The organism is Arthrobacter sp. JB02-1C, from assembly GCF_057748045.1.
The window spans coordinates 1941941-1959111 of sequence record NZ_CM173235.1 but is presented as its reverse complement, the minus strand read 5'-3'; the positions used below and the strand labels follow the sequence as shown (position 1 = coordinate 1959111).

13 protein-coding genes are annotated in these 17171 nt (G+C 67.6%); 4 read left to right on the top strand and 9 right to left on the bottom strand.

Annotated elements, in window-relative coordinates:
• Nucleotides 1-49: 49 nt before the first annotated feature.
• From AC3ANP_RS09445 to AC3ANP_RS09430, 4 genes are all read right to left on the bottom strand, one after another.
• Nucleotides 50-193, bottom strand: coding sequence for an MFS transporter small subunit (locus tag AC3ANP_RS09445; RefSeq protein WP_488329934.1), 144 nt, complete (start codon nt 191-193; stop codon nt 50-52).
• Nucleotides 190-1590, bottom strand: a complete 1401-nt coding sequence (locus AC3ANP_RS09440; RefSeq protein ID WP_488333012.1) for an OFA family MFS transporter — start codon at nt 1588-1590, stop codon at nt 190-192. Before AC3ANP_RS09440 ends, AC3ANP_RS09445 begins: the two co-directional genes overlap by 4 nt.
• A gap of 155 nt (nt 1591-1745) precedes the next feature.
• Nucleotides 1746-4292: a Tex family protein gene (locus AC3ANP_RS09435; protein ID WP_488329933.1), complete on the bottom strand. Its 2547-nt coding sequence runs from the start codon at nt 4290-4292 to the stop codon at nt 1746-1748.
• A 35-nt stretch (nt 4293-4327) separates the two neighbouring features.
• Nucleotides 4328-4981, bottom strand: coding sequence for an SOUL family heme-binding protein (locus tag AC3ANP_RS09430; RefSeq protein ID WP_488329932.1), 654 nt, complete (start codon nt 4979-4981; stop codon nt 4328-4330).
• Between the two features lie 138 nt (nt 4982-5119).
• Here AC3ANP_RS09430 and AC3ANP_RS09425 point away from each other — a divergent pair, with 138 nt between their 5' ends.
• A complete protein-coding gene (locus tag AC3ANP_RS09425; protein ID WP_488329931.1) occupies nt 5120-8848 on the top strand; it encodes a TM0106 family RecB-like putative nuclease in 3729 nt (1242 codons plus the stop codon).
• 301 nt (nt 8849-9149) lie between these two features.
• On the opposite strand, the gene AC3ANP_RS09420 is transcribed toward AC3ANP_RS09425, so the two are convergent.
• The 3 genes from AC3ANP_RS09420 to AC3ANP_RS09410 all read right to left on the bottom strand — a co-directional run bounded on the left by AC3ANP_RS09420 (nt 9150) and on the right by AC3ANP_RS09410 (nt 11914).
• On the bottom strand, nt 9150-10226 hold the full coding sequence (locus tag AC3ANP_RS09420; protein ID WP_488329930.1) for an alkene reductase: 1077 nt from the start codon (nt 10224-10226) through the stop codon (nt 9150-9152).
• 90 nt (nt 10227-10316) lie between these two features.
• Nucleotides 10317-11219 (bottom strand): PKD domain-containing protein, encoded by a 903-nt coding sequence (locus AC3ANP_RS09415; protein WP_488329929.1) that lies wholly within the window; start codon nt 11217-11219, stop codon nt 10317-10319.
• A 29-nt stretch (nt 11220-11248) separates the two neighbouring features.
• A complete protein-coding gene (locus AC3ANP_RS09410; protein WP_488329928.1) occupies nt 11249-11914 on the bottom strand; it encodes a DUF6318 family protein in 666 nt (221 codons plus the stop codon).
• A 186-nt stretch (nt 11915-12100) separates the two neighbouring features.
• On the opposite strand from AC3ANP_RS09410, the gene AC3ANP_RS09405 reads away from it, so the two are divergent.
• The 3 genes from AC3ANP_RS09405 (at nt 12101) to AC3ANP_RS09395 (ending at nt 13486) form a co-directional block, all read left to right on the top strand.
• Nucleotides 12101-12535 (top strand): pyridoxamine 5'-phosphate oxidase family protein, encoded by a 435-nt coding sequence (locus AC3ANP_RS09405; protein ID WP_488329927.1) that lies wholly within the window; start codon nt 12101-12103, stop codon nt 12533-12535.
• A gap of 43 nt (nt 12536-12578) precedes the next feature.
• The gene (locus AC3ANP_RS09400) at nt 12579-13007 is read left to right on the top strand and encodes a very short patch repair endonuclease (protein ID WP_488329926.1); all 429 of its coding nucleotides are present in this window, start codon (nt 12579-12581) and stop codon (nt 13005-13007) included.
• A gap of 221 nt (nt 13008-13228) precedes the next feature.
• Nucleotides 13229-13486: a hypothetical protein gene (locus tag AC3ANP_RS09395; RefSeq protein ID WP_488329925.1), complete on the top strand. Its 258-nt coding sequence runs from the start codon at nt 13229-13231 to the stop codon at nt 13484-13486.
• Nucleotides 13487-13507: 21 nt separating this feature from the next.
• On the opposite strand, the gene AC3ANP_RS09390 is transcribed toward AC3ANP_RS09395, so the two are convergent.
• Together AC3ANP_RS09390 and AC3ANP_RS09385 are read right to left on the bottom strand one after the other, a co-directional pair.
• On the bottom strand, nt 13508-14779 hold the full coding sequence (locus tag AC3ANP_RS09390) for a 5-methylcytosine restriction system specificity protein McrC (RefSeq protein ID WP_488329924.1): 1272 nt from the start codon (nt 14777-14779) through the stop codon (nt 13508-13510).
• On the bottom strand, nt 14739-16970 hold the full coding sequence (locus AC3ANP_RS09385) for an McrB family protein (protein ID WP_488329923.1): 2232 nt from the start codon (nt 16968-16970) through the stop codon (nt 14739-14741). Before AC3ANP_RS09385 ends, AC3ANP_RS09390 begins: the two co-directional genes overlap by 41 nt.
• Between the last annotated feature and the right edge of the window lie 201 nt (nt 16971-17171).

Below are 17171 nucleotides of genomic sequence, written 5' to 3'. Positions count from 1 at the left end.
CAGGGTGGGACGGGTAGTAAACGGCGAGGGCAGGGAAAAGACCACCGAGTCAGCCGAACAGCGCCGCCACGCGCGTCAGGGTCTCATAAACCCCGTAGGCCAGCGGAACTCCGACCAGGGCCCAGGCGATGGCCAGCCTGCCGGCGGACGACGTTCCGGACGGTTGCGCGCCGGGGGTGTGCACGGTGCTCATTTGCGGTCTCCATGGGCAGGTTGGGCGGGCCGCTCGCGGTCCGGGCTGGGTTCGTGGAATCGCGCGTCAACGGGTTTGACCAGCAGGTTGGCCACGAACCCGATAATCAGCAGCGCCACCATGGTCAGCAGTGCGGGCTGATAGGACGCAGCATTCAATTGTCCGGGCTTGCCCTGGGCGTCCAGGATGCCGTTGACGATCAGCGGGCCTGCGACGCCGGCGGCGGACCAGGCGGTCAGCAGCCGGCCGTGGATCGCGCCGACCTGGAACGTGCCAAACAGGTCCCGCAGGTACGCCGGCACCGTGGCGAACCCGCCGCCGTAGAAGGAAATGATCAGGAACGCCAGGGCCACGTAGAGGATGGTGGTGGTGGACCCGGCGAATGCCAGCACGATGTAGAGCACCGCGCCGACGCCGAGGTAAACCATATAGATGCGCTTACGGCCGGTGACATCGGAGGTCGCTGACCAAGCGAAGCGGCCGGCCATGTTGCCGATCGAGAGCAGCCCGACAAACCCGGCGGCGACGCCCGCGCTGACCAGCGAGGCGCCGTCGGACTTGCGGAAGAAGTCCTGGATCATCGGCGCCGCCTGTTCCAGGATGCCGATGCCCGCGGTGACGTTGCAGAACAGCGCGATCCACACCAGCCAGAATTGCCGGGTCTTGACCGCGTTCTTGGCGGAGACGTTCTCGGTGGTGACCAGTTTGGCGGCCTTGACCTTCGCGGGGTCGAACCCTGCGGGGCGCCATCCCTCGGCGGGAACCCTGATGGTGAAGGCGCCGAAGAGCATGTACGCGAGGTAGATGACGGCGAGGGTCAGGAAGAGCTTCCCGACCGAATCACCGCTGGCCACCCAGCCCTTGGCGCCGGAGTTCGGGTCGTACACCTTCAACAGCGCGGTGGAGACCGGGCTGGCGATCAGGGCGCCGCCGCCAAAGCCCATGATCGCCATCCCCGTGGCGAGGCCCGGCCGGTCCGGGAACCATTTGATCAGGGTGGACACCGGCGAGATGTAGCCGATGCCGAGGCCAATGCCGCCGACGACGCCATAGCCGAGGTAGACGAGCCAGAGCTGGTGCGTGAAGATGCCCAGCGCACCGATCAGGAAGCCGCTGGCCCAGAAGATGGCCGAGGTGAACATCGCCATCCGCGGGCCGTTCCGGTCCACCCAGGTGCCCATGATCGCGGCCGACAGCCCCAGCATCACGATCGCGATCGAGAAGATCACGCCAACTTCGGTCAGGCTGGCACCGAAATGCCGGACCAGGGCTGTCTTGTAGACGCTGGTGGCGTACGCCTGGCCGATGCACAGGTGGACGGCAAGCGCCGCCGGCGGAACCAGCCACCGGTTGAACCCCGGCGGGGCTATCGTTCGTTCGCGGTCCAGCCAGCCCATCGTTGCTCCCGTTGTTCGCGACGTCAGTGTCTGCAAGTCCAGAGGCCAACGGCACCTTGTGCAAAACGTTGCCCTCGGCCATCATCATCCCGATCATCAGCAAACGTACCAGGGCTTGCGCTGAGCGGTAGGATTCCCGCGATAAACGGTTTTGGCTACTTTCCGAGGCCCGCCCGCCGCAGCGCGTCGGCCATCGCCGTGTCCGTGGGCGCCGGCCCCGGCGCCGGCCCCGGCGCCGGCCCTGGGCCAGCGTGGGTGCCGGTCTTGGGCCCAGACTTCGGCGCGCCCTTGCGTTCGCCTCTGCGCGCCGCCGCCCCCGGAACCGCCGGGCGTTCCGGACGCTCGGCCCGGCCGGGGCGTTCCGGGCGCTCGGCCCGGCCGGGGCGTTCTCCGCTGGCCGCCGGATCGTCGTCGAGCCGTAGGGTCAGCGAGATCCGCTTGCGTTCCGGGTCCGCCTCCAGCACCTTGACACGGACGACCTGTCCGGACTTGACCACCTCCCGGGGATCCGAGACGAACCGGTTGGCCAGCGCGGAAACGTGCACCAGCCCGTCCTGGTGCACCCCGACGTCCACGAACGCGCCGAAGGCCGCCACATTCGTGACGGTTCCTTCGAGCACCATGCCGGGCCGCAGGTCGGAAATCTTCTCGATCCCCTCGCGGAAGGCGGCTGCGGCAAAGGCGGGTCGCGGATCCCGTCCCGGCTTTTCCAGTTCGGCGATGATGTCCTGGACCGTGGGCAGTCCGAAGGTTCCGTCGACGAAGTCCCGCGGGTCCAGCGCGGACAGGTTTCCGCCGGCGCCGGCACCGCGGGCCCCGGCGGCCGCGGCACCCGCACCGGCCGCGGCACCGAGGGCCCCGGCGGCCCCGGCACCCGCACCGACGGCCGCACCGGAGGCGACGGCGGCGGCGGCCCTGATTTTCCGCGCCACCGGGTACGCCTCGGGGTGCACGCTGGAAGCGTCCAGCGGTTCCGCTCCCCCGGTAATCCGGAGGAACCCGGCGCATTGCTCGAAGGCCTTGGCTCCCAGCCGCGCCACCTTCTTCAGCTCGCTGCGCTTGTTGAAGGGGCCGTGCTCGTTCCGGTACGCCACAATGTTCTCGCTCAGCAGCGGCCCGACGCCGGCCACCCGGCTCAACAGCGCCGGCGACGCCGTGTTGACGTCCACTCCCACGGCGTTGACGCAGTCTTCGACGACTGCGTCGAGGCTCCGGTCCAGCTTGGCCGCCGTCACGTCGTGCTGGTACTGCCCGACGCCGATCGACTTCGGCTCGATCTTCACCAGCTCCGCGAGCGGATCCTGCAGGCGGCGGGCGATCGAGACCGCGCCGCGCAGCGAGACGTCCATGCCGGGCAGCTCGGCGGCGGCCAGCGCGGACGCCGAGTAGACGGAGGCGCCGGCCTCGGAGACGACGACTTTCTGCGCCGTCTGTCCGCTCGTTTCGCCGAGCTGTTTGATCAGCTCGGCCGCGAGCTTGTCCGTCTCCCGGGACGCGGTGCCGTTGCCGATCGCCACAAGTTCAACGCCGTGCTTCCTGGCCAGGGCGGTCAGCGTGCGCAGCGCATCGTCCCATTCCCGGGCCGGGGCGTGCGGATACACCGTATCGGTGGCGACCACCTTGCCGGTGCCGTCCACGACGGCGACTTTCACACCGGTGCGGAGTCCGGGATCCAGGCCCAGGGTGGCTCGGTTGCCGGCCGGCGCGGCCAGCAGCACGTCGCGCAGGTTGGCGGCGAACACCCGGACGGCCTCGTCCTCGGCGGCGGCGAACATCCGGCTGCGGAGGTCCGCGCTGAGGCGGCCGAGCACCCGCGAGCGCCACGCCAGCTGGGCGGTCTGCAGGAGCCAGGCGTCGGCGGGCCGGCCGCGGTCGGCGACCCCGAGGAACCGGGCCACGGCGGCCTCGTAGCGCCCGCGGGCGGCGGCCAGGGCGGCGTCGTCGTCCGGATCCGCTTCGCTGAGATCCAGCTCCAGGACACCGTCCTTTTCACCACGCAGCAGGGCCAGGACCCGGTGTGAGGGCATCCCCGCCGGCGACTGGGAGAAGTCGAAATAGTCCTTGAACTTCTGCCCTTCGGCTTCCTTGCCCTTCTTGACGCGGGACACCATCCGGCCCTGCGTCCACAGCCGGTCCCGCAGCGTGGCCGCCAGGTCGGCGTCCTGCGCGACGCGCTCCACCAGGATGGCCCGGGCACCGGCGAGCGCCGCGGCGGCGTCAGTGATGGCGTGCCCGGCGTTCAGGTAACGGGCTGCCTCGCGTTCGGGGTCCCGGTCCGGGTGCTTCAGCAGGGTCTCGGCCAACGGCTCAAGCCCCGCTTCCCGGGCGATCTGGGCCTTGGTACGCCGCTTCGACTTGAACGGCAGGTAGATGTCTTCGAGCCGGGACTTGGTGTCCGCGCCGACGACGGCGGCCTGCAGTTCCGGGGTGAGCGCACCTTGGGCGGTGATCGCCTCCAGCACCGCCCGGCGCCGGTCCTCGAGTTCGCGGAGGTAGCGCAGGCGCTCCTCGAGGGTACGCAATTGGGTGTCGTCCAGCGTCCCGGTCGCTTCCTTGCGGTAGCGGGCGATGAACGGCACGGTGGAGCCGGCGTCGAGCAGGTCCACTGCGGCCTTCACCTGCCAGGATTTCACGCCAAGTTCGGCGGCGATCTTGGTCTCGATCGGGGAGGTCACGGCGGGGTGTTGCGGGTGTTGGCTCACCTACCTATTTTGCCCCACGGCTGGCTCAGCCCGGCTCACGCTGAACCGGTGCCAGGCGTTCCCGGGGCTGCCCCCGGTTCCTGGACATCCTGCACCACCTCGTTGCGCCGCAGGAACCATGGCTTGAACGGCGGATCGAAGCGGGCAAACCGCGGCGGTCCCACAGCGGTAAGCCCGGCAAGGGTCAGCGCCGCCTGAAGTCCGTTGTTGCGCCGTGCAAAGGCCGCTCCCGTGCCGCTGCCCGAGAAACGGACCGCGGCGGCGAGAGAGCCGGGCACGCCCCGGATCACGACGTCGGGGTTGGTCGGGGCGGGCGCCGACGCGGCCGTGATCCCCGCCGGGAGCACGAAGGCGACTCTAAAGTCGGCCGGCCCGGCGGTTCCTGGCAGCGGGCCGCTTTGCAGCACGGGAGCGGTCATGGCCAGCTTCTGCGGGCCATCGGTTCGCCGGCCGTCCGGGGTTCCGCCGGAGGGTGTCTGGGTGCCTTGGAGGACCGGGGCGGTCATCGCCAACTTTTGCCCGCCGGTGTTGCTGCCGCTGATGTAATTGAACAGGTGCCGGAAGGCTGCGTTCCCGGCGCGGTCGAACGTCGCGTTGACGCGGATTTCGGCCACCACGTACGCGGGATAGCGGCGCAGCTCGAAGTGGGGGTAGCGCTTAACCAGCTCATAGGGTTGCTGTTCGGTCATGGTGCGTCCGACCTTACGCCGGTCCCCCGACAGCGGCTAGCCCTGCGGTGTCGGGGGGCTTTGGTAGCTTGGCAGAAGAGACACAGCAGGACGAGCGCCTCAAAACCAAGCGAGCAAAACCAACCCATCGGGGGCACAGTGTTTTTTCTGGAAGCGGAGCTAGCCGGCGCCGAGCCGGACCTGGTCTACTCTGCCAGCGACCTTGTTGTAGCGGTGGGCTGCGAGTACCAGCTGCTCCGGAAGCTGGACGAGAAGCTGGGACGCTCCCCCGCGGCCACCTTCGGCGCCGACGAGATGCTGCAGCATGCGGCGGTGCTGGGCGATCTCCACGAGCGCAGGGTCCTGGACGCGTTCGTCGAGGACTTCGGGCCCTGGGATCCGGCGCGGGGCCGGGGCGTGTACGACGTGGTGCCCGCGGCCGCGATGGACCGCACTTCCCTGCTGGCCAAGCACGCCGAATCCATTGAGGCGCTGCGGGCGGGGGCCGACGTCGTCTTCCAGGCCGCGTTCTTCGACGGCCAGTTCCACGGCCGCTCCGACTTCTTGGTCCGGCAGGCTGACGGCAGCTATGCGGTATTCGACACCAAGCTGGCGCGCCATGCCAAGGTGACCGCCCTCCTGCAGCTGGCGGCATACGGCGACCAGTTACTGAAGGCGGGCATCCCGGTGGACCCCAAGGTCACCCTGGTCCTGGGCGCCACCGTGCCCTTGGCCGACGGCGGCTACGACTATGTCCGGAGCCACCACAAGCTCGCCGAAATCCTGCCGGTCTTCCGCGAGCGGCGTGAGCGCTTCCTTGCCCTGACCGCGGCACATATCGCCCAGCCCGGCACGGTCCGCTGGGGCACCGACGAGGTCAGCGCCTGCGGCCGGTGCGACTACTGCCAGGAACAGGTGAAAGCCACCGATGACCTGCTGCTGGTGGCCCGGATGAACTCGGTACAGCGCAAGAACCTGCACAACAGTGGCATCCGCACCGTAAAGGAGTTCGCCGAGGCTACCCTGGCTGAGCCGACACCGACGCTGCTGCGCCTGCAGGACCAGGCCCGGATGCAAAGCGGCGTCGGCCAAGCGGACGGAGAAGTCCGGTACGTCAAGGAAGGCGCGGAGCATACGCTGCGCTACGCCGTCCTGCCCCGGAACACATTGGCCGAGCTGCCGCCGCCCAGCCAGGGCGATATCTTCTTCGACTTCGAGGGCGACCCGCTGTGGCAGGAAAGCAGCACCGGCGTGTGGGGGCTGGAGTATCTTTTCGGCGTGGTCGAGGCGCCGGCCAGCCCCGGGGCAGCGGGCGTCTTCCGGCCGTTCTGGGCGCACGACCGCGCGGCCGAAAAACAAGCGTTCCTGGACTTCCTCGACTACGTGGAGAAACGCCGTCGAGAATACCCGGACATGCATGTGTACCACTACGCCGCGTACGAGAAAACCGCGCTGCGGAAGCTTTCGGTGCAGCACGTTTCCGGCGAGGACACGGTGGACGAGTGGCTCCGCGAGGGGCTTTTGGTCGACCTTTATCAGACCGTCCGAAACAGCATCCGCATCTCCGAGAACTCCTACAGCATCAAGAAGCTTGAGCCGCTGTACATGGGCACCAACCTTCGCTCCGGCGAGGTCAAGGACGCCGGCGCCTCGGTGGTCGCGTATGCACACTATTGCGAGGCGCGGGACGCCGGCCGGACCGAGGAGGCCGCGGTGATCCTGGCCGGCATCTCCGACTACAACGAATACGACTGCCTCTCCACCCTGGAACTTCGCGACTGGCTGCTCCGACGGGCGCGGGAACTCGGCATCGAGCCGGGCGGCCCGGGGTCCGGCGGCGGTTCCGGGCCGGACAGCGGAGGCGGGCCGGGCAACGGTTCCGGGCCGGGCAGCGGTTCTGGGCCGGGCAGCGGTTCTGGGCCCGGGGGCGGAGGGGGAGGCGACATGCCTGGGCCTGGCGCCGGTGTTGCCGGCGCCGAGACCTTGGAACGCGACGCGCTGCGGGGCGACGTGGCGCCCGGCCCGGCAGAGCGGGCGCTGCTGGCGGCGGCCGAGACCGACGCAAGCCTGGGCGCCGACGACCGGAAGGCGGTGTCGATGCTGGCTGCGGCCGTCAGCTACCATCGCCGGGAGCGCAAGTCCTTTTGGTGGGCGCACTTCGACCGGTGCGAGCAGGGTCCGGACACGCACGAACGGGACCGCAATGTTTTCCTCGTCGAATCGGCAGAGCTTCTCGACGACTGGCAGCAGGACGGCAGGAAGCTTCCGGAGCGGCGGGTCAGGCTGACCGGCACGGTAAGTCCCGGGTCGGACCTGCGCGAGGGCAGCAAGTGGTTCCGGATGTACGACCTGCCGCTTCCCGCCGGCTTGGCGGGCACCGGCAAGGAGGGTGCCGGCCGGAGCGGGTGGTTCGGCACCGAGGTGCTGGAGCTGGGCCACACGGACGGCAAGGACACGGTCGTCATCCGGGACCGCTTGCACCGGGGCATTCCCCCCTACCAGGAGCTCCCCATCGCATTGACCGAGGACCAGCCGCTCGCCACCAAGAGCCTGGAGCAGGCCTTGGAACGCCTCGCCGCCGCGGTGGCGGAGGGCCTGCAGGCCGGTTCGATCCCGCATCATCCCGCCTTGGACCTGGTCCGCCGGCTGCCGCCAAGGCTGGCAGACTCGGCGCGGCTGCCACGGCCCGGCGCCGGACCGGACCGGTTCGTGGATGCCATCACGGCAGCGGTCCTGGGCCTGGACCACTCCTACCTTGCGGTGCAGGGACCGCCTGGAACCGGGAAGACCTATGTGGGATCCCACGTCATTGCGCGGTTGGTGGCGCAGGGCTGGAAGGTCGGCGTCGTTGGCCAGTCACACGCAGTGGTGGAGAACCTCCTCACCACCGCGATCACGAAGGCCGGCGTCAGCCCGGCGCTGGTCGCCAAGGACATCAAGCACGACCGTCCGTTGAAGTGGTCCGCGCGCACTGCCAAAGACGTGACGGCGCTGGTCGGGTCCCCCGGCGGTGCGCTGATCGGCGGCACCGCGTGGACCATGACCGGAGCCACCATTCCCGCCGGTTCGCTGGACCTGCTGGTCATCGACGAGGCTGGCCAGTTCTCGCTGGCCAACACCCTCGCGGTAGCCCAGGCGAGCAGCCGGCTGTTGCTGCTCGGCGACCCGCAGCAACTGCCGCAGGTCAGCCAGGGCCGGCACCCCGAACCGGTCGACGAATCGGCCCTGGGGTGGATCTCCGCCGGCCACGCGACGCTGCCCGAGGAGCTCGGCTACTTCTTGGCCGATACCTGGCGGATGAACTCGGAGCTGTGCCTCGCGGTCTCGGAGTTGTCATACGAGGGGCGGCTGCATTCCGCACCCGCCGCGGACCTCCGCCGGCTGGACGGGGTGCCGGCCGGGATCGAGACCGTCATGGTGCCGCATACGGGCAACACGACGTCGTCCCCGGAAGAAGCGGCCGAGGTTCTCCGGCAGGTACGCCGCCACTTGGGGCTAAGGTGGCACAACGACGGCGAGGCGGCCCCGCTCAAGCCCGACGACCTCTTGGTGGTGGCCGCCTACAACGCCCAGGTCAACCTCATTCGCGACACCCTGGACCGGGCAGGGTTTGCGGGGGTGCGGGTAGGGACCGTGGACAAGTTCCAGGGCCAGGAAGCGGCAGTCGTGATCGTGTCCATGGCGTGTTCAGCGGTGGCTGAAGCGCCGCGCGGAATGGAATTCCTACTCTCCCGCAACCGGATCAACGTGGCAGTGTCGCGCGGGCAGTGGCGCGCCGTCATCGTCCGGTCGCCCGAACTGACCAACTATCTGCCGGCGCGTCCGGAAACCCTGGAGCAGCTGGGGGCCTTCATCGGCCTGTGCCAGCGGTCGGTGGCACCCGCCTAGGAACATGCCCATTCTTGGCACGTCTCCCTGGCGCATGCCCATTCTCGGACCTTCCCCCAGGACATGCTCGTCCCCTGCCACCCCCGCCCTAGGGACATGCCCATTCTTTGCATGCTTCAATGGCGCATGCCCCTTCTTGGACCTTCCCCCAGGACATGCTCGTCCCCTGCCAACCCCGCCCTAGGGACATGCCCATCCTTAAATGCGAACAGTGGACAGGATGGCATTCTGTCCACTGTTCATGACACGGGCAGGGCATGTCCCACGGCGCAGGAAGCCGTGGGGCGTGGGCCCCTGGCGCCTAGTTCGAGCTCTGGTACGCCGGGTAATCGGTGTAGCCCTCGGCACCGGCGCTGTAGAAGGTGCTCGGGTTCGGCTCATTGACGGGCAAGCCTTCACGCCAGCGGCGGACCAGGTCCGGGTTTGCAATGGCTGGCCGGCCAACGACGACGGCGTCGGCCAGGTTGTCCGAGATGAGCGAGGTTGCCTCTTCACGGGTAGTGATGACGCCGAAGCCGGTGTTCAGCAGGAAGGTCCCGTTAAAGCGCCCGCGCAGGTCCTGGACGAGTTCACCGGCGGGGTCCTTGTGCAGCACGCTGAGGTACGCCAGCTTGAGCGGAGCCAGCGCGTCAACCAGCGGGCCGTAGGTTGCCCGGACGTCGGCGGCGTCGAGCTCCAAGGCCCCTTGGACGTTGTGCTCCGGTGAGATCCGGATACCCACCCGGTCGGCGCCGATAGCGTCAACGACGGCCTGGGTGACTTCGATGACGAAGCGCGCGCGGTTTTCGGGTGAGCCGCCGTAGTTGTCGTCGCGCTGGTTGGCGGCCGGGGTCAGGAATTCGTGCAGCAGGTAGCCGTTGGCGGAGTGAAGCTCAACGCCGTCGAACCCGGCCTGGATGGCGTTGCGGGCGGCCTGGACAAACTCCTCGCGGATGCCGGGCAGCTCGTCGGTCGTCAGCGCGTGCGGGACCGGGTAGGGCTTCTTGCCCTGGTAGGTGCGGGTTTCACCGTCGATGGCGATGGCGCTCGGTGCGACGACCTGGTGGCCGCCGTTGGTGTCCTCGTGGGTGACACGGCCCGCGTGCATCAGCTGGGCGAAGATTCTGCCGCCTTCCTCGTGCACGGCGGCGGTGACCTTGGCCCAGCCCTCCAGTTGCTCCTCGGTGACGATGCCCGGTTGTCCCGGGAAGCCGCGGCTGGCCAAGCTGGGATAGACGCCTTCGCTGACGATGAGTCCGAGCGAGGCGCGCTGCCGGTAGTGCTCCACCACCAGTGGCCCTGGCACGCCTTCGTTGCCGGAACGGACCCGGGTGAGCGGTGCCATCACGAGACGGTTGGGGAGTTCCAGCTGGCCGAGAGTCATAGGGGAAAACAGCATGCGCGGTTCCTTTCGGAGTGAAATAACTTCACTGGCGGGAACTTTGCAGCATCGGCGCCTATTCCGCTTGAGACTCGGATCACGGCGGGATCAGCGGGCGGGAGCCGGCGCACCGGGGCAGCCGGCTCCTTGGGGATTCCGCAGACAGTCGTCCGCATAGTTCCGGGTGATTGACCGCCACACACTGACGCTTTGAGGCGGGGCGCTGAACTGTCCCTGGCCCGGGATCGGCAACGGCGGACCACCGTTGACGGCGTAGGTGCCTTGGAAGTGGGTGGTCAGCACCACGGCGAAGTCTCCGGTTTGGGTATAGACGTGGCTGGTGGCCGTCTTCTCGCCCCAACGGTCCTGAGGCAGCGGTCCGCCGGCCGCCGCCGTTGGGCCGAGCGAGGTACCGTCGCCGTAGTCCCACGTGTACTGGACTGGTTTGGCACTGACATGAACATCCTGGGCGAGGATCTTGATGTCGTACTGCTGCTCGGCGGCGTTGGCGAAAAAGTTGGTTTCGGCTCCGCGGAGGGTGTGAGGACTTGGCTGAGCCGTTATGTGGCCCGCAGCGATGGGCAGCTTTTGGAACTCGGTTTGGATCATGGCGGCGATGCGCGGAAGTAAATCTTCAGGTCTTGGATCAAACAGGCACGTTGGTCCGGAATGGAAGCTCCAGACGGGGTTTGGCACGCCGGCAGGGGCCTTCAGCCAGACCACCGGAATCCCATCCTTGCCACCGGGTCCGTTCTTGCAATCCACCAGGGAAGCCAAGCAGGTGGTGTCGAAGTCGCCTCCCCCGAGGTGGCATTGAAGTTCGTACTTGTATTGATAGGGGTCGGTTGACGGCGCCCCCGGAATCAATGGGATGAACTTTCCAGAGCCTGGGTCCAATCTCCACCCTCCGACGAGCACGCCTTGGTTGCCAAAGCCGGCATCGACTCCTTCATCCGCGCTCACGACGGTGGCGCTCAGACACGCGAAAACAAGCATCACGGCAAATGCCATGAGGATGTTGGATCGAACCCGACGGGGTTTCATCGGATGGGATGAAGCCCGGTAACTTGCCACGCACCCTCCGTAAATGCACTCAGCAACACATTTCCGGTGTCTGACGGTGGAGTGGGCGGGCGAAGCTGAGAGCCGCCTACCTTGTGATAGGTGATAACCCCTTGCCGCACCTGGACAATCACTTGGTAACTTCCATCCCCATCGGGCGCGAAGTTTGCATTGATGCTCGGGGCGTCAATCCGGCCTCCGGCCAGCCATGTTTCGCCACGGTAGTTCGCCTCCAGGGACTTAAATATGTTTGAGCAAAATTCACAAGTATCCGAAGTAACGGCCGACAGTCTTGACGTATCACCGGTCTCGTAGCCGTAGCTCAGGAGTTGAAACCAGTACTTGGCGAATGCTTCGAGGCCCTCCTTCGTTTCCGTCTTTGCGACCTCGGGAAGCACCGGGACGGGGACGTTTTGCGCGCGGCCGTTGGCGTCCGCGGGCTTATAGCTCGCCGTGGATGTCGGCGTCGGAGTGGGCGTGGCGGCTCCAGAAACGGAGGGTGGGGCACTGCTTGGTGGCGGCTCGGGCGCTGCCTGGCTGCCGGTGCAGGCCGTCGCCGCCAGCACCGACGCGGTAAACAGCGCGGTTGCAGCAGGATATCGGCGCGGCCGCCGTCGGCTGGAGGCTGGAATACGGAATGTCATGTTCGGCTACTCCCCCGATAGGAAAATCACGACGCCTGAATCCAAACAATGCCTAAGGGTAACGGACATCACATGTTCGCGGTAAGAGTTATCCACAGCCGTCTCTTCGCGGCAGAAGCCCCGGTTTCGAGAAGTCCACGCGCCGAAGCCCTAGAAAATTTCTACGCCGGATAGAACAATGGGCGCATGATGTTTGAACACACGGATGACAGCCCGATCCTCACCCTGTCCGATGACCAATCCTGGAAGCTCCTTGAGGCAACGCAGCACGGCAGGCTCGTCGTCAGCGTGGCCGGGGAACCCGATATCTTTCCGGTGAATTACGCCGTGAGCGGCCGGAAGCTGTACCTGCGGACGGCGCCCGGGAGTAAACTGGCCGAACTCAACATCAATGCCAGGGTTCTCTTCGAAACCGACGGTATCCTCTCCGCGGAGGCGTGGTCCGTCGTCGTCCGGGGCGAGGCCCGGATCTTGGAACACTCCGCAGAGGTCGCGGCGGCAGAGTCGCTGGGGCTCAAACCGTGGGTACCGACCCTCAAGGATTTCTACGTCGAGATCGACCCCAGCTCGGTCAGCGGCCGCCATTTCCAGTTCGGCACGCACCCGGAACGCGAAATCTAGGCGCCCCCGACGGAGAGAACGGCGGCCGCCTAGACTTTTAATCATGGCGGACAGTCTGACCCCGGAGCGGCGGAGCTGGAACATGTCCCGGATCCGCGGCAAGGACACGAAGCCGGAGCTGCTGATCCGCCGGTTGCTGCACGCCAAGGGTTATCGTTACCGGCTGCACGGCACGGCGCGCGGCGGCCGGCTTCCCGGAAATCCGGACCTGGTCTTCGCGAGCCGTCGAAAAGTGATTTTCGTAAACGGTTGCTTCTGGCATTTCCACGACTGCCGCGTCGGCCTGCACGCCCCCACGTCCAACGCCGAGTTCTGGGACGCGAAGCGGACCCGCACCCGGACGCGCGACGCCGAACAACGCCGCCTGCTCGAAAGCTCGGGCTGGAAAGTGCTCACCGTCTGGGAATGCAGCCTGAAGGACCGCTCCGCTTTGGAGCAGCGGCTCGAGTCCTTCCTCGCCGACCAGGACTGAGCCGCGCCGCGCCGCGACACATCATTTAGCGCGCATTGCGCAATTCCCGCTCCGTCACCCGGTAGCCTCGGCACCACCGGGAAAGAAATCGCCGGCGCATCCGGCAGGGTCTCGTCGCACCCAGGCGAGACAGACGGGTACGCCTGGTCTATGATCGAAACTCGGGGACTAGGACTCTATTGACCCGTACGCTGGGGTACTCACTCCGCAGGAGAAGCGCAATGCCACACTTGATGTTGTCCGGCGGAACCAGCACCGCGCACACCACTCGCCGCCCCGAAAACCCGGGAGATATGGAACCGCTGCGCCTTCAGGCGTCAGCGATCATCGACACCATTCTCTTGGACACCAGGCCCGAAGGGGCTCCGGTGCGGCAGCAGCTCCGGCACCACGTGGCGAAGAACCCCGGCCGGCCGGAAAAGGCGTTGCTGAGCCACCTGCTGTCCGTATCGACCACGCTCGGGGACGACCTGGCCTGACTCCGGTCGCGACGGCGCGCTTTAGCGGCTGACTGTCGCCTGGCGCACCACTTCGCCCCATGACTGCTGCGCCAGGTCGGCGACGGCCGCGAGGATTTCCGCCGGTGGCAGGGACAGGTCCAGCGGGAATTCCACCACGTCGATGTCCGTGTTGAGGATCCGCCGCAGCTTGATCTCCCCCGCGCCGGCGTAGACCAGCCAGGCCGTCGGGACCCGCAGCGACGTGCAGTACGCCAGCATCCGGAAGTGGTCGCCGGAAAGCGAGGCACCGGCGTCGGACGCGGCCGTGTACTTGGCGTCGTAGACCATCACCGGCCGCCCGCCCAGCAGGTGCACGGCACCCGGCTGGACCATGATCCGGTCGGAGTCCCGGACCGCCTCGTTCAGCATCGAGCGGTACCGCAGCCGCATCTCCCCCGGGTAGGCCGCCATCGCTTCGCGCAGCGCAACCCCGACAAAGTCCTCGAACACCTTCGCCATGTCCACCACAAACGACGCCGACTGTTGCTTGCCGTCCCCGGCTTCGGCAGAGGCGTTGCGCAGGATGACTTCGGCGAGCCGCAGGGCCGCGTGATAGCGGAGATTCATCCGGCTGGCGCGCCACGGCGGCAGTGGGGCGCCGGACTGCAGGCGCGTCACGGCGTCGAGCTTCCCCTTCAGCCGGCGCAACCGGCTGAGCACGTCCGCCCGGACCCCCGGAACCTGCGACATCCGCTCCAGGGCGGCCCGCAGGATCCGGTTTTCCGGAATGTCTTCGGTGAACTCGTCGTAGGAGACCTCCAGCGGCACCAGCATCCCCGGCCGGCGCGAGATCTGATCCGAAATCCGGATCCTCCCCTTGACCGTGCGGAGCGACTCGTCGACGTTCAGGTAGCCCTGCAACACCCCGCGGCTCAGGGCCCGGTCCGCAAGCTGCGCGAGGGATTCGGCCAGGGAATTCCACAGGTCGGCGTCCTCCACCGCGGCCACGGTGTCATCCCGGAAACCCTGATCCTCGGTGTAGCCGAGCAGGAACAGCAGCCGGCTCAGGCCCAACCGCTCCTTGGGCCGCACCTCCAGTTGCACGGTGGCGGTGCGGACCGAGCCGACTTTGCCGACGGGTTCGATCCGGAAAAGCCCCAGCCCCAGCGGCGCGGCCTTCGCCAGTCCGCTGCCGTTGATGAACGCGGCGCTGGCGGCGTCGATCCGCTCCACCACTCCGCCGGACAACTCGTCCAGCACAAGGTGGCGGACGCCCCCGCCGGCGGCGGTCCTAAACCCGGGCAAGGCGGCCCAGGAGCTGCTCCAACCCAAACCGCTCCTCCAGCTGGGCCCGGTTCAGCTGCCCGTGGTAATGCTCTTCGAGCAGCGGCATCAGCTCGTATTTCCAGATCCGCCGCAGGCCGGTGGGCGTCTGGGCGGCCTTCTTCATGAAATACGACGGACCGATCATGAGGTCGCGGTCCCACTCGTCAATGGCGTTGTTCAGCTCATCGAGCAGCAGCGCCGGGGTGGTGTCCAGCCCGCGGGCCTGCAGGAAGCGCAACAGCGTGCCCTTTACCGGTTCGGTCTTCGGGTGCAGCTCAATGAAGGAGAACCGGCGGCGGATGGCCGCGTCCATCATCGCAATCGAACGGTCCGCGGTGTTCATGGTGCCGATGATGTACAGGTTGTCCGGCAGCGAGAACGGTTCCGTGGGGCTGTACTGCAGGTAGATCCGGTCGTCCCGGTACTCCAGCAGGAAGTACAGCTCGCCGAAGACCTTCGCGAGGTTGGCCCGGTTCATTTCATCGATGATCAGGAAGTACGGCTTGCTTTCGTTGCCGGGCTTGGCGGCCTCCTCGGCGAGCCGGCGCAACGGCCCGGCGACCAGCTTGAACGACACCTGGCCTTCGTCGGTCTTGTCCGGACGGTAGCCCTCGAAGAAGTCCTCATAGGCGTAGGAGGGGTGGAACTGGACCAGTTTGACCCGTTCCTCGCTCGGATCGCCGGCCAGCTGGGCGGCGAGGTGCTTGGCCAGGTAGGTCTTGCCGGTGCCCGGCGGGCCGTAGAGCACCAGCTGCCGGTTTTCCTCCAGCAGTTCGGCAATTTCCTGCAACGGCTCCAGATCCATGTGCAGCGACGCGGCGAACTCCGCCGTCAGCGGACGGAACCCTTCCGGGGCGGCCACGACGACGGCGGCCGGCTCGGCGCCGTCGCCGGCGTCGGCTTCCGCTTCGGCCGGGAGCAACGTGTCCAGGGCCTGGATCACCCGGGTGATGTCGACGATCTGGCCGGAGCTGGCCAGCTGCCGCTGCACATGCCGGGGCAGGTCCGCCATGGAGTGAGCCTCATCGAACCAGCGGACCTTCCGGTGCAGCCGGCGGTTGTCCTGCTGATGCTCCGGTTCGCCCAGCACCACGCCGACCCGGACCGTGCCTGAGCTCTGGTAGAGCGCCAGGTCGCCCGGCTTCATCACCGTCAGGAACGCGAAGACGGCCGCCTTGGTGTCCTCACGCTCCACGTAACTGAGGTGCTTGTAATCTTCGTCCACCGCGTGCTGCACCACCCCGGCGGTCACGCCCGGATCGAGCAGGCGGAGATGTTCGACGTCGAGCGTCACCGCTTCCCCCTCCTGCCAGGCCGCGAGCACTTCAGCGTTGTCATGGTGGCTGCGCAGCAGCCAGGCGCGGCGGCCGGGATCGCCGACCTTACGCCACTGGCTGACCAGCTGGCGCGAGTACCAGTCGATCCGCTGGCCGGCCTGCTCATCGAGGTGCAGGCGGATGCGGTGGATGTCGGCCGAGATTTCCTCGTCGGTGTCCCCGTGGGCGCCACCGACCAGGGAAGCGAAGGCATCCCGGATTTCCTGGCGTTCGACGTCCGCCACGACCGGTTCGAAGTAGCTGGGCCAGACCAGGAACTCGATGCTGCGGCGGATGGCCGGCTGGTCCTCGGGGGTGCCGGCGGTGAGGGCATGGAAGGCCAGCGGATCCTTCACGGCAGCTTGGACGACGCCGGCCGGGCGCTGGGCCACGTGCTGGACGAAGCGGCACAGCCACTTCAAGTGGTCCCAAATGGTCCAGTTGAATTCGGCGGTGCGGTCCCGGATGACCCCGTGGTCGGTCATGCCGGCATACAGTTCATCGGGGAGCTCCAGCGGCGGCTCCAGCCAGGACGCTGCCTCGGCCACCCTGGCGCGCTTGACCTTGAGCGACTTCACTTCGTGGGCCAGCGGCAGCGACTGCAGGAACAGGAGCTCGACGGCCAGCTGCTTGGCCCCGCGGGTCGCGCCTTCCAGGTTCTCCCGGAGGTTGGTCATCATCGGCGCCTTGGCGTCCGGGACGCCTCGTTCCAGCCGCTCCAGCAGCTCGGCGGCGGCCGGCACCGACCAGGTGCGGGTACGGCCATCCAGCGGCGAGGCCTTGCCCAGCAACCCCGGACCGAGCACAAACCACGCCGCATCTTCGATCTCCTTGGAGATGCCGAGGGCGCGGTGCATGGCAGGCTTCTTGGCAGGGGTCATAGCTTCAATTTACAGGCTAAAGCTGAACACCCGCATCAAGGCAGGACCGGAGCAACCCGGCAGTAGTTTCCCGGGTGGCGCGTAGGTGCGGGCGCGGTGCCGGGCCCCGCCGGGCGCTTGCGCTTGGGCCCGGCGGGCGCTTGCGCTTGGGCCCGGCGGGCGCAGGCAGGGGGGCGCGCTGGGTGCCGACAGGTGGGCCTG

Bases quoted from the DNA above. Each gene is read 5' to 3' on its own strand.
- AC3ANP_RS09430 (WP_488329932.1), bottom strand. From the start codon at position 4,981: ATGACCGAACAGCAACCCTATGAGCTGGTTAAGCGCTACCCCCACTTC.
- AC3ANP_RS09400 (WP_488329926.1), top strand. From the start codon at position 12,579: ATGGCGGACAGTCTGACCCCGGAGCGGCGGAGCTGGAACATGTCCCGG.
- AC3ANP_RS09405 (WP_488329927.1), top strand. From the start codon at position 12,101: ATGATGTTTGAACACACGGATGACAGCCCGATCCTCACCCTGTCCGAT.
- AC3ANP_RS09410 (WP_488329928.1), bottom strand. From the start codon at position 11,914: ATGACATTCCGTATTCCAGCCTCCAGCCGACGGCGGCCGCGCCGATAT.
- AC3ANP_RS09445 (WP_488329934.1), bottom strand. From the start codon at position 193: ATGAGCACCGTGCACACCCCCGGCGCGCAACCGTCCGGAACGTCGTCC.
- AC3ANP_RS09385 (WP_488329923.1), bottom strand. From the start codon at position 16,970: ATGACCCCTGCCAAGAAGCCTGCCATGCACCGCGCCCTCGGCATCTCC.
- AC3ANP_RS09415 (WP_488329929.1), bottom strand. From the start codon at position 11,219: ATGGCATTTGCCGTGATGCTTGTTTTCGCGTGTCTGAGCGCCACCGTC.
- AC3ANP_RS09420 (WP_488329930.1), bottom strand. From the start codon at position 10,226: ATGCTGTTTTCCCCTATGACTCTCGGCCAGCTGGAACTCCCCAACCGT.
- AC3ANP_RS09440 (WP_488333012.1), bottom strand. From the start codon at position 1,590: ATGGGCTGGCTGGACCGCGAACGAACGATAGCCCCGCCGGGGTTCAAC.
- AC3ANP_RS09395 (WP_488329925.1), top strand. From the start codon at position 13,229: ATGCCACACTTGATGTTGTCCGGCGGAACCAGCACCGCGCACACCACT.